Annotated in this window: 27 protein-coding genes and 1 pseudogene; 8 read left to right on the plus strand and 20 right to left on the minus strand. The window is 63.9% G+C overall.

Translation table 11 applies throughout. From position 1 onward, the window contains the following. Positions 1-3 precede the first annotated feature (3 nt). From AC097O_RS14700 to AC097O_RS14715, 4 genes are read right to left on the minus strand one after another with little or no spacing between them, the layout of a single operon-like run. Positions 4-273, minus strand: coding sequence for an HPr family phosphocarrier protein (locus tag AC097O_RS14700; protein WP_315188349.1), 270 nt, complete (start codon positions 271-273; stop codon positions 4-6). Beyond that, positions 242-685 (minus strand): PTS sugar transporter subunit IIA, encoded by a 444-nt coding sequence (locus tag AC097O_RS14705; RefSeq protein ID WP_479593522.1) that lies wholly within the window; start codon positions 683-685, stop codon positions 242-244. The genes AC097O_RS14700 and AC097O_RS14705 overlap by 32 nt, the downstream gene beginning before the upstream one ends. Positions 686-695: 10 nt before the next feature. Next, positions 696-1,232 (minus strand): hypothetical protein, encoded by a 537-nt coding sequence (locus tag AC097O_RS14710; RefSeq protein WP_479593523.1) that lies wholly within the window; start codon positions 1,230-1,232, stop codon positions 696-698. Next, complete coding sequence (locus AC097O_RS14715) at positions 1,229-1,936, minus strand: DUF4197 domain-containing protein (RefSeq protein ID WP_479593524.1); 708 nt, start codon at positions 1,934-1,936, stop codon at positions 1,229-1,231. Before AC097O_RS14715 ends, AC097O_RS14710 begins: the two co-directional genes overlap by 4 nt. 14 nt (positions 1,937-1,950) lie before the next feature. Here AC097O_RS14715 and AC097O_RS14720 point away from each other — a divergent pair, with 14 nt between their 5' ends. The 5 genes from AC097O_RS14720 (at position 1,951) to AC097O_RS14740 (ending at position 6,743) form a co-directional block, all read left to right on the plus strand. Beyond that, entirely contained in the window at positions 1,951-2,454 is a 504-nt protein-coding gene (locus AC097O_RS14720; protein WP_479593525.1) for a TlpA disulfide reductase family protein, read from the plus strand. A gap of 277 nt (positions 2,455-2,731) precedes the next feature. Continuing rightward, complete coding sequence (locus AC097O_RS14725) at positions 2,732-3,229, plus strand: GNAT family N-acetyltransferase (RefSeq protein ID WP_479593526.1); 498 nt, start codon at positions 2,732-2,734, stop codon at positions 3,227-3,229. A gap of 77 nt (positions 3,230-3,306) precedes the next feature. Then, positions 3,307-3,906, plus strand: a complete 600-nt coding sequence (locus tag AC097O_RS14730) for a methylamine utilization protein (protein WP_479589402.1) — start codon at positions 3,307-3,309, stop codon at positions 3,904-3,906. Then, complete coding sequence (locus AC097O_RS14735; RefSeq protein ID WP_479593527.1) at positions 3,903-6,329, plus strand: bifunctional diguanylate cyclase/phosphodiesterase; 2,427 nt, start codon at positions 3,903-3,905, stop codon at positions 6,327-6,329. Before AC097O_RS14730 ends, AC097O_RS14735 begins: the two co-directional genes overlap by 4 nt. 192 nt (positions 6,330-6,521) lie before the next feature. Beyond that, positions 6,522-6,743, plus strand: coding sequence for a hypothetical protein (locus AC097O_RS14740; RefSeq protein ID WP_315188334.1), 222 nt, complete (start codon positions 6,522-6,524; stop codon positions 6,741-6,743). Positions 6,744-6,813: 70 nt separating this feature from the next. Here AC097O_RS14740 and AC097O_RS14745 read toward each other — a convergent pair whose 3' ends face one another. Further along, positions 6,814-7,758, minus strand: a complete 945-nt coding sequence (locus AC097O_RS14745; RefSeq protein WP_479593528.1) for a DMT family transporter — start codon at positions 7,756-7,758, stop codon at positions 6,814-6,816. Positions 7,759-7,845: 87 nt separating this feature from the next. Here AC097O_RS14745 and AC097O_RS14750 point away from each other — a divergent pair, with 87 nt between their 5' ends. Further along, complete coding sequence (locus AC097O_RS14750) at positions 7,846-8,472, plus strand: LysE family transporter (RefSeq protein WP_315206293.1); 627 nt, start codon at positions 7,846-7,848, stop codon at positions 8,470-8,472. Between the two features lie 62 nt (positions 8,473-8,534). On the opposite strand, the gene AC097O_RS14755 is transcribed toward AC097O_RS14750, so the two are convergent. The 4 genes from AC097O_RS14755 to AC097O_RS14770 are packed head-to-tail and all read right to left on the minus strand — an operon-like array spanning position 8,535 to position 10,373. Next, a complete protein-coding gene (locus tag AC097O_RS14755; RefSeq protein ID WP_479593529.1) occupies positions 8,535-9,185 on the minus strand; it encodes a DUF599 family protein in 651 nt (216 codons plus the stop codon). A 9-nt stretch (positions 9,186-9,194) separates the two neighbouring features. Next, positions 9,195-9,605 carry a DUF6691 family protein gene (locus tag AC097O_RS14760; RefSeq protein ID WP_479593530.1) on the minus strand — a complete coding sequence of 137 codons (411 nt, stop codon included), beginning with the start codon at positions 9,603-9,605 and terminating at the stop codon, positions 9,195-9,197. 10 nt (positions 9,606-9,615) lie between these two features. Then, positions 9,616-10,050, minus strand: coding sequence for a YeeE/YedE family protein (locus AC097O_RS14765; protein WP_479593531.1), 435 nt, complete (start codon positions 10,048-10,050; stop codon positions 9,616-9,618). Then, a complete protein-coding gene (locus AC097O_RS14770) occupies positions 10,050-10,373 on the minus strand; it encodes an ArsR/SmtB family transcription factor (RefSeq protein ID WP_479589389.1) in 324 nt (107 codons plus the stop codon). Before AC097O_RS14770 ends, AC097O_RS14765 begins: the two co-directional genes overlap by 1 nt. Before the next feature lie 76 nt (positions 10,374-10,449). Between AC097O_RS14770 and AC097O_RS14775 the strand changes: the two genes are divergently transcribed. Further along, positions 10,450-11,328, plus strand: a complete 879-nt coding sequence (locus tag AC097O_RS14775; RefSeq protein ID WP_479593532.1) for an MBL fold metallo-hydrolase — start codon at positions 10,450-10,452, stop codon at positions 11,326-11,328. Positions 11,329-11,336: 8 nt separating this feature from the next. Here AC097O_RS14775 and AC097O_RS14780 read toward each other — a convergent pair whose 3' ends face one another. From AC097O_RS14780 to htpG, 6 genes and pseudogenes are all read right to left on the minus strand, one after another. Then, positions 11,337-12,077, minus strand: coding sequence for an SDR family NAD(P)-dependent oxidoreductase (locus AC097O_RS14780; protein ID WP_479593533.1), 741 nt, complete (start codon positions 12,075-12,077; stop codon positions 11,337-11,339). A 93-nt stretch (positions 12,078-12,170) separates the two neighbouring features. Beyond that, a pseudogene (locus AC097O_RS14785) lies at positions 12,171-12,476 on the minus strand (hypothetical protein); the annotation flags it as partial. After that, entirely contained in the window at positions 12,466-12,927 is a 462-nt protein-coding gene (locus AC097O_RS14790; protein ID WP_315188312.1) for an SRPBCC domain-containing protein, read from the minus strand. The gene AC097O_RS14790 and the pseudogene AC097O_RS14785, both read right to left, overlap by 11 nt. A 157-nt stretch (positions 12,928-13,084) precedes the next feature. Then, positions 13,085-13,618 carry a DUF6036 family nucleotidyltransferase gene (locus AC097O_RS14795; protein WP_479593534.1) on the minus strand — a complete coding sequence of 178 codons (534 nt, stop codon included), beginning with the start codon at positions 13,616-13,618 and terminating at the stop codon, positions 13,085-13,087. After that, positions 13,615-14,283 carry a helix-turn-helix transcriptional regulator gene (locus AC097O_RS14800; protein ID WP_479593535.1) on the minus strand — a complete coding sequence of 223 codons (669 nt, stop codon included), beginning with the start codon at positions 14,281-14,283 and terminating at the stop codon, positions 13,615-13,617. The genes AC097O_RS14795 and AC097O_RS14800 overlap by 4 nt, the downstream gene beginning before the upstream one ends. Before the next feature lie 188 nt (positions 14,284-14,471). Further along, entirely contained in the window at positions 14,472-16,451 is a 1,980-nt protein-coding gene (gene htpG / locus AC097O_RS14805) for a molecular chaperone HtpG (RefSeq protein WP_479593536.1), read from the minus strand. Positions 16,452-16,754: 303 nt separating this feature from the next. Here htpG and aqpZ point away from each other — a divergent pair, with 303 nt between their 5' ends. Continuing rightward, positions 16,755-17,468, plus strand: a complete 714-nt coding sequence (aqpZ, locus tag AC097O_RS14810; RefSeq protein WP_479593537.1) for an aquaporin Z — start codon at positions 16,755-16,757, stop codon at positions 17,466-17,468. Positions 17,469-17,573: 105 nt separating this feature from the next. Here aqpZ and AC097O_RS14815 read toward each other — a convergent pair whose 3' ends face one another. The 5 genes from AC097O_RS14815 to AC097O_RS14835 all read right to left on the minus strand — a co-directional run bounded on the left by AC097O_RS14815 (position 17,574) and on the right by AC097O_RS14835 (position 23,737). After that, positions 17,574-18,485 (minus strand): DMT family transporter, encoded by a 912-nt coding sequence (locus AC097O_RS14815; protein ID WP_479593538.1) that lies wholly within the window; start codon positions 18,483-18,485, stop codon positions 17,574-17,576. 51 nt (positions 18,486-18,536) lie between these two features. Then, positions 18,537-20,153, minus strand: a complete 1,617-nt coding sequence (locus AC097O_RS14820; RefSeq protein ID WP_479593539.1) for an ABC transporter ATP-binding protein — start codon at positions 20,151-20,153, stop codon at positions 18,537-18,539. 15 nt (positions 20,154-20,168) lie between these two features. Next, positions 20,169-21,002 carry an ABC transporter permease gene (locus tag AC097O_RS14825; RefSeq protein ID WP_479593540.1) on the minus strand — a complete coding sequence of 278 codons (834 nt, stop codon included), beginning with the start codon at positions 21,000-21,002 and terminating at the stop codon, positions 20,169-20,171. A 17-nt stretch (positions 21,003-21,019) separates the two neighbouring features. Then, positions 21,020-21,967 (minus strand): ABC transporter permease, encoded by a 948-nt coding sequence (locus AC097O_RS14830; protein WP_479593541.1) that lies wholly within the window; start codon positions 21,965-21,967, stop codon positions 21,020-21,022. A 201-nt stretch (positions 21,968-22,168) separates the two neighbouring features. Beyond that, complete coding sequence (locus AC097O_RS14835) at positions 22,169-23,737, minus strand: ABC transporter substrate-binding protein (protein WP_479593542.1); 1,569 nt, start codon at positions 23,735-23,737, stop codon at positions 22,169-22,171. Between the last annotated feature and the right edge of the window lie 350 nt (positions 23,738-24,087).

A 24,087-nucleotide genomic window follows, 5' to 3' on the forward strand; every position in this document is an offset into this window, starting at 1 on the left:
GGCTTATTGGCCTTCGCCGAACTTGTCGGCGATCAGGGCCAGCAGCGCGTCCATGGCTTCCTGCTCTTGCGGGCCGTCGGTGTCGAGCACCACGGTGCTGCCAATGCCGGCGGCCAGCATCATCACGCCCATGATGCTTTTGGCGTTGACGCGGCGCTCGCCCCGGGCGATCCAGACCTCGCAGGGGAAGCTGCCCGCCAGCTTGGTGAGCTTGGCGGAGGCGCGGGCGTGCAGTCCCAATTTATTGCTGATGGTCGTGGATGTTTGGATCATGCTTTTTGCGGGCTTGGTTCTGGGGTGCGGTGATGGCGACTTGCATGATGCCCTGCGTGCCGCCGATCAGCGCGCGGGCCACCAGGGCCTCCAGCGATTCGTGGCGGTAGCTGACGGTGCGCAGCAGCATGGGCAGGTTCACGCCGGTGATGAGCTTGGAGCGCACCCCGTCCACCAGCTTCTGCGCCACATTGCTGGGCGTGGCACCGAACACATCGCTCAGCACCAGAAACTGCCCGGAGCCCTGCTGCTCCATGGCGATACGGGCCATGGCAAAGGTTTCTTCGGGCGGGGTATGGGGTTGCACATCCAGGGCCACCACGCCACTGGCGCAGTCGGGAAACACGTGCAGCGCGCACTCGCGCAGGGCGTGCGCAAGCGGGGCGTGGGCGATGATGAGGATGCTGTTCATGCGGGCTCAATTATGGGCGAGGGTGGATTCCCTCGAATTGCAGGCCGGTAAAGAAAGTGTCCGCCACGGCGGTATCCCCTTTATCGGCAAACACCACGGCATTAAACAGGTCGATTCCGTCGGCCTGGATACGGGCAAACCACACGGCCTGGGCGCTGACCGGGCGGCCATCGGCACGCTGGCCCTGCACCGCCCAGCGCACGCCGAGCTGGCCGCCAGGCACCTCGAACGGCTGCGGCTGCGGTTGGGTGGCGCGCAGATTGGCCAGCGTGGCCGCCTGCCAACCCGCCAGCGCCGCCCCGGCTTGCCGGGCATCGGCCAGGCGCACATGGGACACGGCAAACGTGGCCCCGGCGGCGTCGCAGCCCTGCATGTCCAGCGCCACGGTGGCCCCGGCCATGGGCACATCGCGCGTGGCTTTATCGGGTTTGCAGGGCAGCAGCATCTTTAACGTGTGCGCGTCCGAGCGCACGGTGCGCCAGTTCAAAGCCGGGCTGCAGGCCACCAGCCCGGCCAGGGCCAGGCACACCAGGGGGCGCAAGCTCAAAACGTCGCGCCAAACACTTTCTTCAGCACCGCGCTGCCGGTGCCCACCGGGTCCTGGCGGATGGATTTTTCTTGCTCGCCAATCATGGTGTACAGGCCGTCCAGGGCTTTGCGGGTGATGTAGTCCTGGATGGACGCGTCTTCTTTTTTCACCAGCCCGAAGCCAGCGGCCTTGCTGGCGAACTGGTTGTATTTTTCGGCCGCGCCCACTTTTTCGGTGGCTTTGGTCACCACCGGCAGGAACTTGCCGAACAGCGGCTCGCGGGTTTTATCGGCAAAAAACGTGGTCATGGCGTTGTCACCACCGCTGAGGATGTTTTTGGCATCGCTGAAGTTCATGCTCTTCACCGCGCCCACCAGCGCGTCTTTGGCCAAGGGCACGGCGGCTTCGGCGGCGCGGTTCATGCTGGTGATGAGCTCGTCCACGCGCTTGCCCTGGCCCAGGTTTTTCAGCATCTTGGCCGCAGAATCCAGATAACCGGGCAAAGGGATGCGAACTTTTTCGTTGCCCAGGAATCCATCCGTCTGGCCCAACAGGCCCACCGCCGCCACGGCGGCCTTTTCCAGCGCGGCTTTCAGGCCCTGGTTGGCCTCTTTGTCGGTCAGGTCGGCCAGCGACAGGGCGTGGACCTGCTGGGCCGTGGCCCACACCAATGCGCCCAGCGCAGCAGAATTAAAATGGCGACGAGAAAATGGTCGATTCATAGGAACCCCTTGACATGAAAAAAACGTTTGTAGCCGCCAGCGTAGCAGCCCTGCTGGCCTTGGGCTCGGGGGCCTATTATCTGACCGCCCACACGGCCAATGCCGCCCCCATGGCCACCTATGTGCTGCTGGACGGCAGCCAGAAAACCACCGCCGACCTCAAGGGCCAGGTGACGCTGGTCAACTTCTGGGCCACCAGCTGCACCACCTGTGTGGCCGAGATGCCCAAGATCATCGCCACTTTTGATAAGTACCACGCCCAGGGCTTCAACACGCTGGCCATCGCCATGGCCTACGACCCGCCCAGCTACGTGGTCAACTACGCGCAAACCCGCAAGCTGCCGTTTGACGTGGCCATCGACAACACCGGTGCCGCCGCCCACGCCTGGGGCCAGGTGCAACTCACGCCCACCACCTTCCTGGTCAACAAGCGCGGCGAGATCGTCAAGCGCTTCGTGGGCGAGCCCGACTTTCCCGAGCTGCACAAGCTGATCGAAAAGCTGCTCAAGGAAGCCTAAGACTTGGCACACCCCCAGGCTCCAGTGCTTCGCATCTTCCTCCAACCCCCTTGCAGGGGGCAACACCAGCAGCCTGGCAAAGCCAGTTCTGCGGTGTTTCTGGCGGGTGGACGTTCTGGCTGAACGGGGCATCGTTTCATTTCTGATGCGAAATTAGCCTCTAGCGCATATTTAACCTACGCTAGCAGCTACAAAAAATAGAGCAAAAGCAAATTCTGCCCCCAGCGGCGCGCGACTGGCCTAAACTGGCCCCGTCGCAGCCCGTCACCTCACCGCCTTGAACACCCCAGAGATCGCATCCGTCCACTTGCTCACGCCCACCCGGCCTGAGGAACTCGATGCCACCCGCGCCATTTTTCAGGAGTACGCCGACCAGCTGGGCGTGGACCTATGCTTCCAGTCGTTTGACACCGAGCTGGCCACCCTGCCCGGCGACTACGCCGCCCCGCGCGGCGCGCTGCTGCTGGCCCTGGTGGACGGCGCACTGGCCGGGTGCTGTGCCCTGCGCCCGCTGGACAACGTGGACTACGCCAACGCCAGCGAAATGAAACGCCTGTACGTGCGCAAAGCCTTTCGCGGCTTTGGCCTGGGCCGCCAACTGGTCGAAGCGGCGCTGGATGCCGCCCGCGCGGCTGGGTACGACTGCGTGCTGCTCGACACCCTGGTCGATATGGAGGCCGCCCGCGCGCTGTATGAAGACCTGGGCTTCGCCGAGGTGCCGCCCTACTACCACAACCCCATTGCCGGAGCGCACTATCTGAAGGCCGACATTTAAGCCCCACAGTTGGTTACAACAGACGGCCCCGTATTAATATCCGTCCACAATTTGTAACTCTCTCACCCTGTCTGCCCATGCGCCTATTTTTATGTCTGACCACCCTGCTGTGTGCCGCCTTGCCGGTGCTGGCGGCCACGGTACAGGTACAAATGCAGGACAGCACCGGCAAGCCCCTGGTCGGCGCGGTGGTGTACCTGGAGTCGAAAGACGCGGCGGCAGCGGCCAAACCCCTGCAGGGGGCCGAGGTCTCGCAGATCAACCGCCAGTTTGACCCCGAGGTGCGGGTGGTCACCTTGGGCACTTCGGTGCAGTTCCCCAACCGCGACACGGTGCGCCACCACGTGTATTCGTTCTCGGAAGCCAAGCGCTTCGAGCGCAAGCTCTACATCGGCACGGCCGCCGCCCCCGAGGTGTTCGACAAACCCGGCATCGCCTTGCTGGGCTGCAACATCCACGACAACATGGTGGCCTGGGTGGTGGTGGTGCAAACCCCCTACTTTGGCCGCAGCGGAGCCGACGGCAAGCTCAGCCTGGACAACGTGCCTGCAGGCAACTACCGCCTGCGCACCTGGCACAAGCGCCTGGCGGTGGGCGCGGCCCCGCTGGACCAGGCACTGGTGCTGCCCGCCGCCGGTGCCAACGCCACGGTGCGAATGGACGGACTGGCCCCATGATCGCCCTGGTGCTTCGGCGCCTGCACGTGGGCCGCTGGCGGCTGTCTACCCACATCGTAGTGCGCTCACTGCTGCTGCTGCTGCTGGTGCAGGCAGTGGGCTACTGGGTGGTGCGCAACAGCATCGAAAGCAACGCCCGCGACCTGGTCACGACCGAACTGCAACGGGGCCAAAGCATCTGGCTCGGCCTGCTGGAACAAAACGCTGCCAAACTCCGCCAAGGTGCCGCGCTGATATCGGGCGACTTCGGGTTCAATACCGCCGTGGTGGATATGCACAAAGAGAGCGAGAAAGGCGCCGCCAACGCAGAAGACAAAGACATCCTGGTCGAAACCATCCGGGATGTCCTGGACACCCAGGGCGAACGCATCGGCCCCACCGTCATCACCGCCCTGCTCGACCCCCAGCTCCAGCTGATCGCCAGCAACCGCACGCCCGCTGCCAAGGACGTGGTCGACGTGCTGCCCCACATCATCCCGCCCCTGGCGAACAGCAAGCAGGACACCAAGGTCACGCTGGTCGGTGATACCGCCTACCAGTTTGTGCTGGTCAAAATGCGCGCCCCCCTGGCAGAGTCGGTACTGGTAGGGTTCCGTATCGACGAAGCCATGGCCCTGGCCATGAAGAAGAGCTCCGGCCTGGATGTCGCGCTGCTGACCCAGGAAACCCCCGCCAAGCCGCTGCACATCAGCCTGTCAACCCTGCCCAAAAATGACCTGGCCGGCCTGCTCGCAGCGGACCGCACCGCCGATGAGATAGAGATCGGCGGCGACACCCTGGTGGCGCAAACCATCGACCTGCAGGCAGTGGCCGGCAGTGCGCAAACGGTGCTGCTGCGCTCGCTCAGCCAATTGCTGGCACCCTACGAAGCCCTGAAAAGAACCATGTGGTGGATCACTGCCCTGGGCCTGCTGCTGTTTGGCCTGGTCAGCACCGTGACCGCCCGCAGCGTCACCCAGCCCCTGCAGTCACTGGCCCGCGATGCCAAACGCCTGGGCGATGGCACCTACGACCAGCCGGTACACCACACCGAGCGGCGCGACGAAATCGGCGATCTGGCCAAAGCCTTTGACCAGATGCGCAACGACATCGCCGACGACAAAACCCAGATCGAAAAACTGGCCTACTGGGACGACCTGACCCAGCTGCCCAATCGGCTGAACTTTCGCAAACTGCTGAAAAGTGAAATGGAGCACCGCCCGGCCACCGGCGGCAGCCTACAGCCGCCGCTGGCCGTCATCACCCTCAACCTGGACCGCTTCAAGCACGTCAACGACATCCTCGGCTATGCCGAGGGCGACCAACTGCTCAAAGCCGTCACCGCGCGTCTGCTGGACTGTATGGACGACGGTGCGCTGGTCGCCCGGCTCGGGGGCGACGAGTTCTCGGTGCTGCTGCACCACGCCGATGCCGATGCCGCCATCCAGGTGGCCCAGGCCATTGCCCTCGCGTTTGAAGCCCCGTTCCGGGTGGGCGACCAGCCGGTGGACCAGAGCGCCAGCATGGGCATCGCCTGTTGGCCGCAGGACGCGCAGGATCTGGACACCCTGCTGGGCCGAGCCGAGGTGGCCATGTACGTGGCCAAGCGCAAAAACACCGGCTTCCAGCGTTACGACCCGGCCCTGGACTCGTCCAGCAAGCAAACCCTGTCGCTGCTGTCCGAGCTGCGCCGCGCGGTAGAGCACAACCAGCTGCGGCTGTTTTTGCAACCCAAGATCGAGCTCACCACCGGCAAAGTCATCGCCGCCGAAGCCCTGGTGCGCTGGGAGCACCCGGAGCGCGGCCTGGTGCCGCCCGACTCCTTCATTCCGTTTGCCGAGCAAACCGGCTTTGTGCGCCAGCTCACCCTGTGGATGTTCAATGAGGCCGCGCACCAGTGGGCTGGGCTGCAACGGCCCGGCCAGCCGCTGCGCATCTCGGTCAATCTGTCCACCCGCGACCTGATGGCCCTGGACTTCCCGGACGCACTCGACACACTGCTGGCCAAGCACGGCGTGGCCCCCGAGGGCTTCTGCCTGGAGATCACCGAAAGCGCCATCATGGACGACCCGCTGCGCGCCGAAGGCACGCTGAACCGCCTGTCCGAGCGCGGCTTCAAGCTCAGCATCGACGACTTCGGCACCGGCTACTCATCCCTGGCCTACCTCAAGCGCCTGCCAGTGGACGAGCTGAAAATCGACAAATCCTTTGTGATGGGCATGGAACGCGACCCGGACGACGCCAAGATCGTGCGCTCCACCATCGACCTGGCCCACAACATGGGCCTGAGCGTGGTGGCCGAAGGCGTGGAAAACAGCGAAATCTGGCACCTGCTGCGCGAGCAAAACTGCGACGAAGCCCAGGGCTACCACATGAGCAAGCCGCTGCCGGTAGAGAAGTTCAAGGAATGGCGCGAACGCTGGGGCCAGCGCGCGGAAATTTGACTCACCCCCAGGCTACAGTGCTGCGCATCTTCCTCCACCCCCCTTGCAGGGGGCAACACCAGCAGCCTGGCAAAGCCAGTTCTGCGGTGTTTCTGGACGGCGTGCGTTCTGTCTGCAAGCAAATGTGACGTAACGCAAAATCCCCCCAGCGCAGCACCCCGCCGCGCGCAACCCCAGGAACCATCCCACCCCATGAACGCCCTCAAACTCGTTGCCGTCACCCTCATCGCCGCAGGCGTATTGGCCCTGGTCTACGGCAGCTTCAGCTACACCAAGGACACCACCGCCGTCAAAATCGGGCCGCTGGAGCTGTCGGTGAAAGAGAAGGAAACCGTGAACGTGCCCGTCTGGGCCGGTGTGGGCGCCATTGTGGTGGGCGGCCTGCTGCTGGCGTTTGGCAGCAAAAAGGGTTGAACCCCGACCATCGCTATTGAATTGATAGCTACTCGTGCTTATGGAATAAGCGCTGGCAGTCTAAAAAGCATCAAACCTTGACAGGTTGGCCCACCGCCCCCGGCTGGCGGTTCACCAACACGATGCCCACGCCCACCAGCGCCATGGCCCCCAGCAGGCCTGCCGACAGCGGCTCGCCCAGCCACCAGGCACTGAACAGCAGCGCGAACACCGGGGTCAAAAACACAAACACCGACATCCGCGTGGCCGGGTAACGGCCCAGCATCCACATCCAGGCCAGGTAGCTCACAAAGCCGCCCACAATGGCCTGCAGCAGCAGCGAACCGGTGGCAAAGCCGCTGAAGCGAAAGCTCCACGGCTCGCCCAGCACCCACGACACCAACGGCAGCGTGGCGGCACTCACGCCCACCTGGTAGAGCAGCTGCTTCTCGGGCGGCACGCGGGCAAACGCGGTGGTGCGGATCACCACCGTGGTCAGCCCCCACATTAGCCCGGCCAGCAGGCCCAGCGCATCGCCGAACCAGCCCAGCGGGTAGGCCTGGCCCGCAGGGTGGCCAAACAAGCCCTCGCCCATGGCCAGCGCCAGGCCCGCAAACGCGCAGCCCAGGCCCAGCCACTGCCCGCCGCGCAGCCGCTCGCCGGGGATGAAGCGCGGCAGCAGCAGCGCCACCCAGAACGGCGCGCTGTACAAAAACACCGTCAGCCGCGAGGCCAGGGTGTACTCCAGCCCGGCGTGGATGCAGGCAAATTCCGCTGCAAACAGCAGCCCCGCCAGCAGCCCAAAGCGCCAGGCCCCCGCCGGTTCCGAGGCAAACCCCAGCCGCACGCCGCGCCAGCGGCACCACAGCGCCACCGCCACACTGGACACCGCAAACCGCACACAGGCCTGGAACACCGGCGGCACCTCGGCCATGGTCGCTTTCACCAGCGTCTGCTGGAAGCCCCAGAACATGCAGCAGGCCAGTAACAAGGCGATGGCGAGGGGGTCGAGCTGGGTTTTGCGGGGCGTGGGCATGCGGGAATTATCGGCTCCAGGCCCGGCGCATAATTTGCCCGCGCCGACGCTTTGCCGTGCGCTTACGCCACCACTTCAAAGGTTTGCATGCCGTCTCTGGATACCTGTATTGCCTTCTTCGGCCTGTCCTTGCTGCTGGGCTTCACGCCCGGGCCGGACAATATTTTTGTGCTGCTGCAGTCGGCCACCCAGGGCCGCAAGGCCGGGTTTGTGGTCACCCTGGGCCTGTGCGCCGGGCTGGTGGTGCACACCCTGGCGGTGGCACTGGGCCTGGCGGCGGTGTTTGCCGCGTCGGCCATGGCGTTTACCGTGCTCAAGGTGCTGGGCGCCACCTACCTGGCCTATCTGGCCTGGCAGGCGTTCCGCGCGCCGGTGGGGGCGCTGGCCGCGCACACCGAGCAGCAACCCAGCATGCGGCGCATGTTTTTGCGCGGCTGGGTGATGAACCTGACCAACCCCAAGGTGGTGTTTTTCTTTTTGGCGCTGCTGCCGCAGTTTGTGCAGGCCGAGCGCGGCAGCATTGCGCTGCAACTGTGCGTGCTGGGCGGCATCTTCATCGCCTCCACCCTGGTGGCGTTTGGCAGCATCACCTACTTTGCGGCGGCCGTCAGCGCCGGGCTGCGCCGCTCGGCATCGGCCCAGCGCTGGCTGAACCGGGTGGCGGGCACGGTGTTTCTGGGCATGGCGGCGCGGCTGGCGCTGGCCGAACGCTAGTTTGCTATTGAATATATAGCTGGTTACACCCTATCCATAAGCGCTAGCGGCCTAAAAGGCACTTAAATCAGGGCATCCCGCGGAGCAAACCGGTCAAACCCCACCAGCGCCGCCACCACCAGCACGGCGGCCACCGGCCCGGCCAGCGGGTGCAGGATAGATGCCAGCAGTGGCACCACCAGGACCAGGTGCTTCAGCCCCCAGCTGTACAGCACACCGGCCCGGCGCACATAGGCGCTGCCCACGGCCTGCCAGCGCGTGCGGGCGGCAGATGCCACGGGCATGGCGCAGATAAAACTGGCATGGTGGTAGTAGCGCACCGCCGTGACCGATGCCACCAACGATGCCAGCAGCACGGCCAGCAACAGCAGCTCCAGCGCCAGCCGGGCGGTAAAAATAGGCCAATCCGTGGCGGCATCGATGCTGGCGTGCAGGGCCGGCACGGCCAGCGTGGCGGTGCCCATCAGCCCCAGCGCGGCGGTAGAGGCGGCCATGGTGGCCGACATCAACGAGTTGCGCAGCGTCTGCACTGCCAACAACTCCGAACCCACCTGTGCCGACACGGCGGCAAACCACTCCCCGCGCAAAGCGGCATGGGCGGTGCGGGCCAGGCGCTCCGGGTGGCGGCGCTGGGCCACCGCCAGCAGCGCCTCGTAGCCCGCCAGGATCAGTAAGGTGGCCCATGCGGCCAGCCAGGTTGCGTTGCCGGACATGGCGGGGGGTCAGCGGCTCTCTAACCACGCGAACAGGCCCATGCCCACCAGCATGGCTGCCACGAACACCCCCGCCTGGGCCAGCCCCATGCCCACGCCCACCAGCGCCGGGCCCGGGCAGAAACCCGCCACGCCCCAGCCCACGCCAAACAGCAGGCTGCCCCCGACCAGGCGGCGGTCGATCTGGCGGGCGCTGGGCAAGCGCATGGCCGTGCCCAGCAGCGACACGCTACGCCGCCGGGCCACCGCAAACGCCACCGCAGCCACGGCGATGGCACCGCCCATCACGAACGCCAGGGACGGGTCCCACAGGCCGCCCAGGTCCAGAAAACCCAGCACCTTGGCCGGGTTGGCCATGCCGGAAACGAGCAGGCCCAGGCCAAACACCAGGCCCGACAACACAGCAGCGATAAAAACCATGGAGTTCTCCTTACCAACCCACAATGTGGCGCACCACGAACACCGTGGCAAAGCCAGCGGCCATGAAAGCAGCCGTGGCCACCAGCGAGCGCGGCGACAGGCGCGACAGCCCGCACACGCCGTGCCCGCTGGTGCAGCCTGCGCCGTAACGCGTGCCCACGCCCACCAGCAGCCCGGCCAGCACCAGCGTACCGGTGCCCGCGTCGATCTGCGGCACGGGCAGCGGGGCAAACTGCAGGTACACCAGCGGCGCACCCACCAGGCCCAGCACAAAGGCCAGCCGCCAGGCGATGTCGCCCCGCGTGGGCACCAGCAACCCGCCCAGCACACCGCTGATACCGGCAATGCGCCCGTTCAGCAGCACGAACAGGGCGGCGGCCAGGCCGATCAGCGCGCCACCAGCCAGCGATGCCAGCGGGGTGAAGTGGTTCCAGTCGATGGCCATCACGCCTCCTTGGGACAGTACAGGCGGTACAGCACCGCCAGGATGTCCAGCATCGCCGGGTCGGCGACGCTGTAGTAAATGTTCTTGCCCTCGCGGCGAGGGCTGATTACGCCTTCGCTGCGCAACACGCCCAGCTGCTGCGACAGCGTGGGCTGGCGGATGTCCAGCTGCAGCTCCAGGTCGCCGACGCACATTTCGCCCTGCGCCAACTGGCACAGCAGCAGCAAACGGTCTTCATTGGCCAGCACTTTCAGGGCGGCCACCGCGTGGTGGGCGGCACCCCGCAGCACGGCGGGGTCGATGGCAGGGGGGGCTTGTGTCATGGAGTGGGTGGAGAGTGGATTTGCTTTCATTATATTTATTTATATAATATATGTCAACCAACTGTAGGACCCCACCATGACTACCCGCTTGCACACCGAAGGCTTTTTTGACCCCGCAACCTGGACCGTGTCGTACATCGCCTGGGACCCGGCCACCCGCCGCGCCGCCGCCATCGACCCGGTGCTGGACTACGACTTCAAGTCGGGCCGCACCGCCACCGCATCCGCCGACCGGCTGGTGGCCTATGTGCGGGCGCAGGGCCTGCAGCTGGACTGGATTCTGGAAACCCATGCCCATGCCGACCATCTCTCGGGCGCACGCTATCTGCAAAAGCAGCTGGGCGGGCGCATCGCTATCGGTGAGCGCATCCGCGCGGTGCAGGCCACGTTCAAAAAGCTGTTTAACCTGGAGCGCAGCTTTGTGCCCGACGGCAGCCAGTTCGACCACCTGTTCCAGGACGGCGAAACCTTCCACATCGGCGAAATCGAGGCCACCGCCCTGCTGGTGCCCGGCCACACCCCGGCCGACATGGCATACCGCATGGACGGTGCGGTGTTTGTGGGCGACACGCTGTTCATGCCCGACGTGGGCACGGCCCGCGCCGACTTTCCGGGCGGTGACGCACACCAGCTCTACGCCTCCATCCACCGCCTGCTGGCGCTGCCGCCCGAGACCACGGTGTACGTGTGCCACGACTACCCGCCCACCGCCCGTGCGCCCGCCTGGCAGACCTCGGTGGCCGCGCAGCGCGCCCACAACATCCATGTGCGCGACGGCATTTCCGAAGCCGACTTCGTCGCCATGCGCACCGCCCGCGATGCCACCCTGGAAGTGCCCACACTGATCCTGCCGTCCATCCAGGTGAATGTGCGCGCGGGCAACTTCCCACCCGCCGACGACAACGGAGTGGCCTACCTGCGCATCCCGCTGAACGCGCTGCCAACACACCGCTGAGGTTGAATTCAGGCGCCGTAGTCGCCCACCTCGTAGCGCGCCCCAAAGCCCAGCGATGGCAAGGCCAGGATGCGGCACACCGCAGCGGCCACATGGGCGGGCGGCACGAGCCCACCGTCTTCTTTGCGCCGGATGAAGCGCGCCAGCTCGGGAAAGTCGGCTACCGACGCGCTACGGATAAAGGCCTGCATGCCGGTATCGACCACGCCGGGGTCGATGTTGACGGGGATGAACGGCTGCGCCTCGGTCTGCTGCTCCAGCGCCAGTGCGCGGACATAGTTCTCCATGCCTGCCTTGGCTGCGCAGTACAGCGACCAGCCCGCGTAGCCCTTTTGCGCAGCCCCCGACGAAATATTAGCGACCACCTTGCGGCACGGTGTCGCCTGGAACTGCGCCACGATGGCGGAGAGCACGAGGATGGCGGAGCTGAAGTTGGTGTTCAGCTGCGCCAGCACCGCCGCCGGGTCTTTGCGCGAGGCCGGGCCGATCGGGTCCAGGGTGCCCGCGTTGTGGATGACGAGCAACTCGTCCACATCGCCAAGATCGGCAACGGCCGCCATGGCGGCGGCGGCGATGCGATAACTATCGCTGGGGGACGCAAGATCCAGGTGCACCGAATACGCATGCGGCGCGCTGCGCGAGAACTCCAGTACCCGGTAACCGCGCTCCGCCAGGGCTTCGCACAGCGCCAGACCCAGGCCGGTGGAGCCGCCTGTCAACACCGCCAGGCGCAGAGATTCAAAGGCCATAGACTTTCAAGCCTTTTAGGCCTTTAGCGCTTATTCCATAAGCATAAGCAGCTATGTAATGCATAGCACCCACTATTACCGGCGTGGCCGCGATTGCTGCGGGTCGTAGATCACCGTGCCAGTTCCCACACCCACGCCCACCTGCGCGCCGCCCACATTGGTGCTGGCCCCCACCCCCACGCCGGTGCTCACCTGGCCGCGCTGGTTCACCCCGACACCCACACCCACCGGCCCCACCCCGGCCCCCACGCTCAGGTGCAAGCCGCCCGAACCGCCGCCAATCCCGATGCTGACACCCGGGAACAGCGGCACGCTGACCCCCACACCCACCGAGCTGCACCCTCCCAGCAGCAAAGTCGCGGCCACTACCGCGGTGGCACGCCAAGGCTTAAGCACCATCGGGAATCTCCGGTTCGACCAGCTGCGCCAGCATGCCCAGCGACTCCTGCCAGCCCAGGTAGCAAAACTCCACCGGAATCACCGCCGGAATGCCTTCCTGCACGATGTTCAGCTCGGTACCGCAGGCGACCTGGCGAAACGTCACCGTCACCTGCATCTCGCCCGGCAGATTGGGGTCGTCAAAGGTGTCGGTGTAGCGGATCTGCGTGTGCGGCGTGAGTTCGGTGAAAGTGCCACCAAAGGAATGGCTGCTGCCGGTGCCGAAGTTGGTAAACGACATGCGAAAGCTGCCCCCCACCCGCTCCTCCGAGTGGTGGATCTTGGCCGTAAACCCGTGCGGCGGCAGCCACTTGACGCGGGCATCGGGGTCGAGGAAAGCGCGGTAGACCCGCTCGGGCGGGGCGCGCAGGACGCGGTGCAGGCGGACGGTGCCGGGGGTGGGTGTATCCATGATGGACTCCTGTGCAGACTAACCCGCCATTTTCCGGGGAAATGCGGTGGGGCTGCTGTAACAATTAGCGCCAACCGGGGGCGGGGATGGTCCGTAAACGCGCTGGATAGTTCCCAAGTCCACTTGGTCGGGTCAGCGCAGAATCTTTGCACCTCAATCACCCAGCCTGCTTAGCCCACCGACGAATGCAGGCCGCCAGGGTTCTGCGAGCTTCGGCCGAAATAGGCATCCGGGGCACGAGCTCCAAGGCTTGGTGAATCTGCACGTGCCCGAATTTGAGCAAGGCGCTGCAAAACACGCGGTCTTTTTCGCGGGCCGCGAAGGCCTTGGACATGAACAGGTCCAGCACGTCCAGGCACCAGCCGATGCGGCTGTCGGTGTTGACGTTTTGGACCTTATGCAGGCGGCCTTGCCAGCCCTCGGGCAGGATGGCCGTTTCGGGGCCCACGCCCTGGGCATAGTAGCCGTTGGTCTTGTGGAACACAGAACCCTCTCCAATGCTTCCGTCGATCTGGTCAGCCAGCTCAGGGGCGTGCAGGGGGTAAATGTCGGCCTCGGCGGACATCTTGAATTCGGGCTCCGGGTAGGGGATCGACCCCAGAATCGACTGGCTCCCCACGATCACCAACTCGTATTGGTTGGTGATGGCTCCGCTGGCGCGGATGAGGTGCTCCAGTTCGTCGCGGTTCATGGTGCGGGCTCCTGGCCGAGGACGATGCCTTTTTTGAGGCTGCCGAGCTCAGACAGGATGCGCTCGCGCACGGCGGGGGGCAGCACGGGGGTCAACGGCGATGCCTGGCGCAGCTCCTGCGCGCGGCGCGTGCGGCCCAGGGCCTTGCGCCACTGGCCGCCTTCCAGGATGTCTTTCCATTCCAGCCACAGGCTGGTCGAGCGGTGGTTGCCTGCACTGAGCCAGGTCTGGAGCAGGTCTTGGGCCTGCTGCAGCAAAGCGGGGTCTGCGCGCACCAGTCTGACGGCCTCCTCGTGCAGCACCAGGCTTTGCAGGTCCTGGGCCTGGTGGCGGGTGGGGTCGGTGGTCACCATCACCTGCACCTGGGGCGGGCTGCGCAAGGAGCGGGCGGCGGCAGAGTCGGCTGGGGCGGGGTGCAGCACATCGCCCGCCAGCAGAGCCAGATCACTGCCAACGCCCAGCACCGACATCACGCGCAAATACGTGCCTATGGACGGGGCCGGGTCACCGGCCTCCACGGCGCTGAGGGTGGTGCGCGAGATGCCCACGCGGCTGGCGAACTCAACGGTGCTCAGCTTGCGCGCCTTGCGCAGGCGGCGCAGCCGGTCGCCCAGTTGCAGCAGCAACTGGCGTTGCAGGATGGAGGAATCGACTAGCGTGTTCATATGTCCAGCAATTTAATCAAAACATTCAATTTTGTCTAGTTTGCTGAACATATAAAGTAATCTTCAAGCCACAAAAAAGCCCCGCAGGTCTCGCAACCGCGGGGCTTCTCTATAAAACTGACGCTACGAAATCAGTAGCTGCTCACGCCTATTTCATAAGCGCTAGAGCACTTTTCGTACAAATCTATTTATACCAGCAGCGCATTCACCCGCTTGACGTACGCGGCAGGATCCGCAGGCAACCCGCCTTCGGCCAGCAGCGCCTGGTCGAACAGGATGTGGGCCAGGTCGTTGAAGTGCACCGAGCCTTCGAGCTTCTTGACCAGAGCGTGTTCGGCGTTGACTTCCAGCACGGGTTTGACTTCGGGGGCGGTCTGGCCGGCTTGCTTGAGCATGCGGGCGAGCTGGGTGCTCATGCCGTCGTCTTGCACCACCAGGCAGGCGGGGCTGTCGACCAGGCGGGTGGTGACGCGCACGTCTTCGGCCTTGTCTTTCAGGGCCTCTTTCAGCTTGGCCAGCAGGGGCTTGAAGGTTTCGGCGGCGGCCTCAATCGCTTTCTTTTCGTCCTCATCCAGCAGCTTGCCCAGATCGACCGCGCCCTTGGCGACGGACTGCAGGGGGGTGCCGTCGAAGTCTTGCAGGTAGTTCAGCGCCCACTCGTCCACGCGGTCGGTCATCAAGAGGACTTCGATGCCCTTTTTCTTGAAGACTTCGAGCTGCGGGCTGTTCTTGGCGGCGGCGGCGTTGTCGGCGGTGATGTAGTAGATGGCTTCCTGGCCTTCTTTCATGCGCGCCTTGTAGTCGGCCAGCGACACGGTGGTGGTGTCGGTGGTGTTGCTGGCAAAACGCAGCAGCTTGGCCAGGCGGTCGCGGTTGGCGAAGTCTTCGCCCAGGCCTTCTTTCAGGACCGCGCCGAACTCGGCGTAGAACTGGCTGTACTTGCCGACCAGCGCCTTGTCTTCGTCAGACACCACGTCGGTCACATCGTCGGTAGCCACCGGCAGTGCGTTGTGCTTGGCCAAATCTTCCAGCATGCCCAGCACGCGCTTGGTGCAGCCTTCGCGGATGGCTTTGACATCGCGGCTTTCTTGCAGCAGCTCTCTAGACACGTTCAGCGGCAGGTCGGCGGAATCGACCACGCCCTTCACAAAGCGCAGGTAGCTGGGCAGCAGGGCTTCGGCATCGTCCATGATGAAAACGCGCTTCACGTACAGCTTCAGGCCGCCCTTCTTGTCGCGGTTCCACAGGTCTTGCGGGGCTTTGCCGGGCACATACAGCAGCTGGGTGTATTCGGTGCTGCCTTCCACGCGGTTGTGGGTGTGGGCCAGCGGGGCTTCGAAGTCGTGGCTGATCTGCTTGTAGAAGTCGTCGTACTGCTCCTGGGTAATGTCTTTTTTGGCACGGGCCCAGATGGCGCTGGCCTTGTTGACGGCTTCCCATTCGCCGGTGTTGACCATGCCACCGGGCTGGCGGCCGCCGTTTTCGTCTTCGGGATTGATCAGGTCGCCGTCTTTCCACTCTTCCTTTTCCATCAGGATGGGCAGGCTGATGTGGTCGGAGTATTTGCCGATGATGGACTTGAGCTTCCAGGCGGATGCGTAGTCGAGTGCGTCGTCGCGCAGGTGCAGGGTGACGCTGGTGCCGCGCTTTTCGCGGGTGATGTTCTCCACCTCGAACGCGTCGCCGCCCGCAGCACCGCCGTCGCTGGACCAGCGCACACCCTCATTCGCCGCCACACCGGCACGGCGGGATTCCACGGTGATGCGGTCGGCCACGATGAAGCCCGAGTAAAAGCCCACGCCGAACTGGCCGATGAGCTGCGAGTCGGCCTTTTGGTCGCCGCTGAGTTTGCTGACGAAGTCTTTGGTGCCGCTCTTGGCGATGGTGCCCAGGTTGTCGATGGCTTCCTGCTGGGTGAGGCCAATGCCGTTGTCGGTGATCGTCAGGGTCTTGGCATCCTTGTCGAAGGACACGCGCACTTCCAGATTCGGCGCATCTTCATACAGGCCAGGGTTGGCAATGGCCTCAAAACGCAGCTTGTCGCACGCGTCGGAGGCGTTGGACACCAGCTCGCGCATGAAGATTTCCTTGTTGGAATACAGCGCGTGGGTCACGAGGTGCAGCAGTTGGGCCACTTCGGCCTGGAAGGAAAGCGTTTGCTTGGTCATGTTGGTCTGTGGTGTGTCTGTGTAGAGGGTTCGAAAAAGAGGTGTCGGCAACCGGTGTTGCCGGGCAACCCTCAATTATGGCCGGGCGGGCAGATTGCAAGGCCTTAGCGTTTAACAACGCTCGCAGGTGTCAATGAACTTTCATACTTGTAAATGGTTATTACAAATTTCCCGGCAGAAAACGGCCAAATGTGTGAATTAGTTGCCTGCGTCACATTCACCTGCGACGATGATGGCCGCCGCGTGCAGCTTTCGCACCGGGCGATAAGCATGTGGAATGCAACAATATATTGGAGTGAAACTATGGATAGCAATCTTAAAAAGTGGTCCGCCGAATTCCTCGGCACCTTCTGGCTGACGCTGGGCGGCTGCGGCAGTGCCGTGCTGGCCGCTGCCTTTCCGGGCGTGGGCATCGGCCTGCTGGGCGTGTCGCTGGCCTTCGGCCTGACGGTGGTGACCGGTGCGTACGCGCTGGGCCCCATCTCGGGCGGCCACTTCAACCCCGCCGTGTCGATCGGCCTGGCCATTGGTAAGCGCTTCCCCGCTTCCGGCCTGCCGGGCTACATCATTGCCCAGGTGCTGGGCGCGTGCGCTGCAGCGGGCGTGCTGTATTTGATCGTCTCGGGCAAGGCCGACTTTGATGCCGCCAAGGCCTTTACCGGCGCGGGCGCATTTGCCACCAACGGCTTTGGAGCCAACTCGCCCGGCGGCTTCAACATGATGTCGGTGCTGGTCACCGAAGTGGTGTTGACCGCCATCTTCCTGATCGTGATCCTGGGCTCTACCGCCAAGCGCGCTGCCGGTGCCTTTGGCGGCCTGAGCATCGGCCTGTGCCTGACCCTGATCCACCTGGTGTCCATCCCCGTGTCCAACACCTCGGTGAACCCCGCCCGCAGCACCGGCCCCGCGCTGTTTGTGCCCGGTGCCATGGGCGACCTGTGGTTGTTCTGGGTGGCCCCCATCGTGGGTGCGATCCTGGGCGCTGTGATCTACAACGTGCTGCTCAGCGACGACTAAATCACATGCTTTTTAGGCCGCCAGCGCCCATGGAATGGGCGTAAGCAGCTATAAAAAGTATAGTTTTTAAAAAAGCCGCGATCCGTCGCGGATTTTTTGTGCGCGTCAGGTTTTCTCGGCCGCGCGCAGGGCCACCAGCCCGGCGATCACCACGATGGCCCCGCCCAGCACCGTGGTAGCGCGCGGCACCTCGCCAAAGAACAGGTAACCCCAGGTGGGTGCCCACAAAATGCCGGTGTATTCAAACGGCGTAACCACGCTGGCCCGGGCCATGCGGTAGGCGCTGGTAAGAAACAGCGTGCCCACGGCGGCCACCACGCCGCACACCGCCATCAGCGCACCGTCCAGCAGCGTGGGCAGCACCCAGGGGCGCACCAGGAACGACAGGCTGGGATGCTCGGCACGCACAATGCCCAACTGGTGCAAGACCAGCGCGGTAACCAAAGCACCCACCAGAAAAAACGCATTCTGGTGGAACGACATCACCGACGCGGCCTGGGTGGTGCCCAAGCGGCGCGCCATCAGCATGGAACTGCCGTACATGGCCGCCGACAGCAGCGACAGCAGCGCGGCGGGCTCGAACAGGCCGCTGCCGGGCTGCAGCATCACCATCACCCCGGCAAAGCCCACCACCACGGCCAGCCAGACTTTCCAACTGGATTTTTCGCCCAGAAACGGCCCGGCCAGCGCGGTGACGAACAAGGGCACGGTGAAGTACAGCGCCACCGCATCGGCCAGCGGCAGCGCCGGAAATGCCATGTAGTAGGCCGTGTACGAGATGAACAAGATGAGCGCGCGCAGGGCCAGCACGCCCCAGCGCGGCGTGAACAGGGCCTGCCAGCCCACCTCGCGCTGCACCAGGGCCAGCAGCACCGGCACGCCGACCAGCGAACGGATGGCGACCACCTCGGTGAGCGGATAGGCCCCGCTGACCTGCTTGATGATCGCGTCTTGCAGCGAAAACACGAGTACGCCCAGGCACAGGCACAAGATGCCGCGCGCAGTGTGGTTGGTCATAAGAAAAAGGCCGGGTTGGACGGCCCGGCCATGGGGTTTACCGGCAGCGGATCAGGCCGCCACTGCGGCCCGTTCGGCCAGCACGCCGTCCAGCCAGTCCACCCGCATTTCCGGCACGGCGGTGATCAGCTTGCGGGTGTAGGGGTGCTCAGGGTTGTGGAAGATCTTGTCGGTTTGGTCGAAAGCCACAAACTGGCCCTGCAACATCACCGCAGTACGGTGGGCGATGCGGTGCACAACGTCCAGGTCGTGGGTGATCAGCACGTACGACAGGCCCAGCTCGGACTGCAGCTTGCGCAGCAGCTTGAGGATTTCCTCGGCCACCAGCGGGTCGAGCGCCGAAGTCGGCTCGTCCAGGATGATCAGCTCTGGCTTGGCGGCCAGGGCGCGGGCAATGCACACGCGCTGCTTTTGCCCACCCGAGAGCTGGCCGGGGCGGCGCTGCAAAAACTCTACCGGCAGCTCCACCAGCGCCATCAGTTCCTTGGCGCGCTCCAGCACGGCCTGGCGGCCCAGGCCAAAGTAGAACTGCACCGGGCGGCCCACGATGTCCAGCAGGTTGTGCCGCGGGTTGATGGCCACGTCGGGGATCTGGTAGACCAGCTGGATGCGGCGCTTGAGCTCTTTGTCGCGGGCCTTGAGGGCGCGCGGCAAGGCCTTGCCCTGGAAGATGATTTCGCCGCTTTTGGGCGGCAGCAGGCCGGTGACGATGCGCGCCAGGGTGGATTTGCCCGAGCCGGATTCGCCCACCACGGCCACGGTTTCGCCACCTTTGACATCCAGCGACACGCCCTTGACCACATGGAAATCGCCGTAGTAGGCCTGGCAGTCCTTGATGGACAGGACGGTATCGGGCTTGACGGTGGCCTCGTTGGCGCGCTCGCTGGCCGCGGCACCGCGCACGGCCACCAAGCGGGCGGTGTAGTCCTGCTTGGCCTGGGTCAGGATTTGCTGGGTCTGGCCTTCTTCGACCTCTTTGCCGTGGCGCAGCACCTTGATGCGGTCGGCCACCTGGGCCACCACGGCCAGGTCGTGGGTGATGTAGAGCGCGGCGGTGTTGTACTGCTTGATCAGCGATTTGAGCAGGATCAGCACCTCGATCTGGGTGGTTACGTCGAGTGCGGTGGTGGGCTCGTCCAGCACCAGCACGTCGGGGCGGCACGACATGGCCATGGCCGCCATGGCGCGCTGCAACTGGCCGCCCGAGGCCTGGTGCGGGTAGCGCGCGCCAAAGGTGTCGGGGTTGGGCAGGTCCAGCGCCTTGAAGAGCTGGCGCGCCCAGGCCTCGGCCTCGGTGCGGGTCATCAGCTTGTGCAGCAGCGGGGCTTCGCAGACCTGGTCCATCAGGGTGTGGACCGGGTTGAAAGCCGCCGAGGCCGACTGGGCGATGTAGGCCACGCGTTTGCCGCGCACGCTGCGCCGCCCTTCGGCGTTGAGCGCGCGGATGTTCACGCCGTCCAGAATGATTTCGCCCCCGGCGATGTGCACCCCGGCGCGGGCGTAGCACATGCTGGACAGGCCGATGGTGGATTTGCCCGCCCCGCTCTCGCCAATCAGGCCCAGCACCTCGCCCTTGCGCAGGCTCAGGCCCACGTTGTCCACGATGGCGTTGCCCGCCAGGCTCTCCAGGCGCAGGCCTTTGATTTGCAGAATGATTTTCTCGTCCATGGGAATTGGTCTTTCTTACAGTTCGGCTTGCGTGCCCGAGGGGCGTGCGTCCATGGACAACATCCAGTCCACCACCAGGTTCACCGACACGGTGAGCAGCGCAATGGTGGCGGCGGGGTAGATCGGGGCCATCATCCCGAAGTTGATGGCGGCGGCGTTTTCACGCACCATGCCGCCCAGGTCGGCATACGGCGGCTGGATGCCCAGGCCCAGGAACGACAGCCCGGCGATGAACAAGAAGTTGAAGCAAAAGCGCAGGCCAAACTCCGACACCAGCGGGGCCCAGGCGTTGGGCAAGATCTCGCGGCTGATGACCCACCACAGGCCTTCGCCCCGCAGGCGGGCGGCCTCCACGTATTCCATCACCGACAAATTCATGCCCAGCGCCCGAGCCAGCCGAAACACCCGGGTGGAGTCCAGCACGGCGATGGTCAAAATCAGCACCGGGATGCTGGAGCCAAACACGCCCAGCACGATGAGCGCGAAGATCAGGCCGGGGATGGACAGCATCACGTCCACCAGGCGGCTGAAAAACACATCCACCCAGCCCCCCACCACCGCGCTCACAAACCCCAGCACGATGCCGATCAGGAAAGACAGCAGGGTGATGGCCAGGGCCACGCCAATCGTCATGCGGGTGCCGTACAGAATGCGGGTGAGCATGTCGCGCCCGATCTGGTCGCCGCCCAGCCACATGGTCTTGGAGGGCTCGGCCCAGGTTTCGCCGATGTTGGCCGACTGGGCATACGGTGCCAGCCAAGGGGTGAACAGGGCAACAAAGATGAAGATCGCCACCACGGTCAGGCCAAACCAGGCCGACAGGGTGGGTTTTTGTCCAAAAAGTTTCATGGGGCTTCCTTGTTCTTTTAGCGCTTATGGCGCAGGCGCGGGTTGACCAGAATCACCAGAATGTCGGCCACGGTGTTGAGCAGCACAAACACCATGGCAAACACCAGGCCGCAGGCCTGGATCACCGGCACGTCGCGCTTGGATACGGCATCCACCATCAACTGGCCCAGGCCGGGGTAGACAAACACCGCTTCGATCACCACCACCCCCACCACCAGGTAGGCCAGGTTCAGTGCGATCACGGTGATGATGGGCGCAGCCGCATTGGGCAGGGCGTGGCGGGTGATGACGCGCCCGCGCTTGGCCCCCTTGAGGAAAGCCATCTCGATATAGGGCGTGGACATCACCGACAGCACCGAGCTGCGCGTCATGCGCAGCATGTGGGCGGCCACCAGCATCGTCAGGGTGATGGCGGGCAGCGTGGTCTGGTAGACCCGTTCGCTGAAAGGCATGCCCTTGAACACGGTTGAGAGCGACGGGAACCAGTCCACGTTCACCGAGAAAAAGATGATCAGCAGGTAGGCGATGAAGAACTCGGGAAACGAGATGGCAATCAACGACAGGATGTTGGCCAGCTTGTCGGAGAGCTTGCCTTCGTTGATGGCCGAATACACGCCCAGGCCCACCGCTACCGGTATCGCAATCAGCGCCGCGTAGCCCGCCAGGAACATGGTGTTGCCCAGACGCGGCAGCACTTCGTCCACGATCACCAGCTTGTTGGTCAGCGACACGCCCAGGTCGCCTTGCAGCACACCCACCAGCCAGTTCCAGTAGCGCATGTAGGACGGAATGTCATACCCCAGCTCCTTGCGAAACACCGCCAGCGCCTCGGGCGTAGCGCCCTGGCCCAGCACCGCCGAAGCCACGTCGCCCGGCAAGATTTCGGTGCACACAAAGATCAACACCGACACTGCAAACAGGGTCAGCACGCCTAAAAAAAAGCGGTTCAATATCAGTTTCGCCATAGCAATTTCCGAGTGGACTGGAGGGCAACGCCAGCGGTTGGCCCAAAAAAAGCGGAGCGGGGACAAGCCCCACCCCGCTGGCAACAGAGCGCACGCCTCCCCCTTCGCGAACAGCGCAGAACTGGCTCTGCCAGGCTGCTGCTGTTGCCCCCTGCAAGGGGGTTGGCGAAAAGCGCTTGCGCTGTAGCCTGGGGGTGAGCCTTAAATAAACCAGCCTTTTTCGGCGATGCGGTCATCCGCCAGGTCGTAGCGGCCCGACACGGTCAGGCCACCCAGCTTGGTGTTGTACGCGTCGATGTAGTCCTGCACCGCAAAGCACACCATGCCGGCGTTCTCGCGGATCAGTTCCTGGCAGCGGGCATACATTTGCGCGCGCTTGACCTGGTCCAGCTCCACGCGGGCGGCCACCAGCAGCTTCTCGAACTCGGGGTTGTTGAAGTGGGTGTCGTTCCAGGTGGTGTTGGCCTTGAAGGTGCTGGTCAACTGGTTGTCGATGGTGGGGCGGTTGCCCCAGTACACCGCGCAGAAGGGCTGCTTGAGCCAGACGTTAGACCAGTAGCCGTCGCCGGACACGCGTTTCAGGTCCAGCTGGATACCGGCCTTGGACAGCGACTCCTGGAACACCTGGCCGCTGTCGGTGGCACCCGAGAACGCGCCTTCCGACACCTGCAGTTCCACGGGGCCGGTGATGTTGGCCTTTTTAAAGTGGAACTTGGCCTTGTCGGGGTCGTAGGCGTGCAGCTTTTGCTTGGTGTCGTAGTACTTCATCTTGGCGCCCACGGTGTGGTCGTTGCCGATGGAGGCGTAGCCCGAGAACACGTTGTCCACGATCTTCTTGCGGTCAACACCAAACTTCAGCGCCAGCATCAGGTCGGGGTTGGTGAAGGGCGACTTGTCGGTGTGCGCCACAAAGGCAAAACGGTTACCGGCACCCGGCGTGCGCGACAGCTTGATGTTCTTGCTCTTGGCCAGCAGGCCGGCGGTCTTGGGGTCTACGCGGTTGATCACGTCCACCTGGCCGGTCACCAGCGCCTGGGTGCGGGCGGCGGCATCGCCGATGTAGCGCAGTTCCACGCGCTCGAAGTTGCCACGGTTGGGTTTCCAGTAGTTGCCGGGCTTGCGCTTGAAGGTAGCGCGCACACCGGCCTGGAACTCTTCCAGCAGGTAAGCACCGGTACCGTCGGGCTTGCTGAAATCGGTGGTGCCGTTGGGCACGACGATGATGTGGTAATCGCTCAGGTTATATGGCAAATCCAGGTTGCCATTGGTCATCAAAATCTGAATTTGCGTGGGCGATATTTTCTTGATATCACTGATATCGGCCAACAGGGCCTTGGCGGGTGATTTGGTTTCACCGCGGTGCATATTGATCGAGTAAATGACATCGTCGGCATCCAGTGTTTTGCCGGATGCAAAGGTAATGCCTTTGCGGATATTGAAGATCCAGTCGGCGGCACCGGGTTTGACTTCCCAACTTTCAAACAGCTCGCCGGTGGCGTCGCCGTTGTCGGCCACTTCCACCAGGTTGTTCCAGAGCATCAGGCTGATGTTGATCATCACCGAATCGGCATAGGTGCGGGGGTCGAAGCTGTCAGATGCCGAGCCACCTTCCACGCCCATGCGCAGGGTGCCGCCCTTTTTTGGTGCGCCTTGGGCCATGGCGGGCATGGCACCGAAAGTTGCTGATAAACCGAAAGCGGCGGCGCCTGTGAGGATCTGGCGGCGGTCCAAAATGATGCTGGATTCTGGATGGATGTCGTTCATGGGCATATCAAAAATTCCTTCAAAGTCGATGGACAGGGGTCCGCTGCAGAGGTCTGAAAATCATGCAACTCCCCCAAGAGCAAAGTGGCTTTGCACTCGCTAACCATCATAGGGTGGGTTTTTTTTCTTGTATCGGTATATGCGCTTATTCGGCGCAATGATTTTCAAAGTGCGATTCAATTATTTTTGTGAGTTCACGTACGTAAATGCACCTGCGTCGCAGCACCATCAATTAGTGTCGGATTTCAGCTAGCCCGATAAGGTCAGCCTGTTATGAACGCTGTACAGACAGGCCATCCGACCCAACTGCGGCAGTGCCAGGACCCATTTTTTACAAGGCTATTTATTGCAGCCAA

The organism is Rhodoferax sp. LS1P39, from assembly GCF_056521425.1.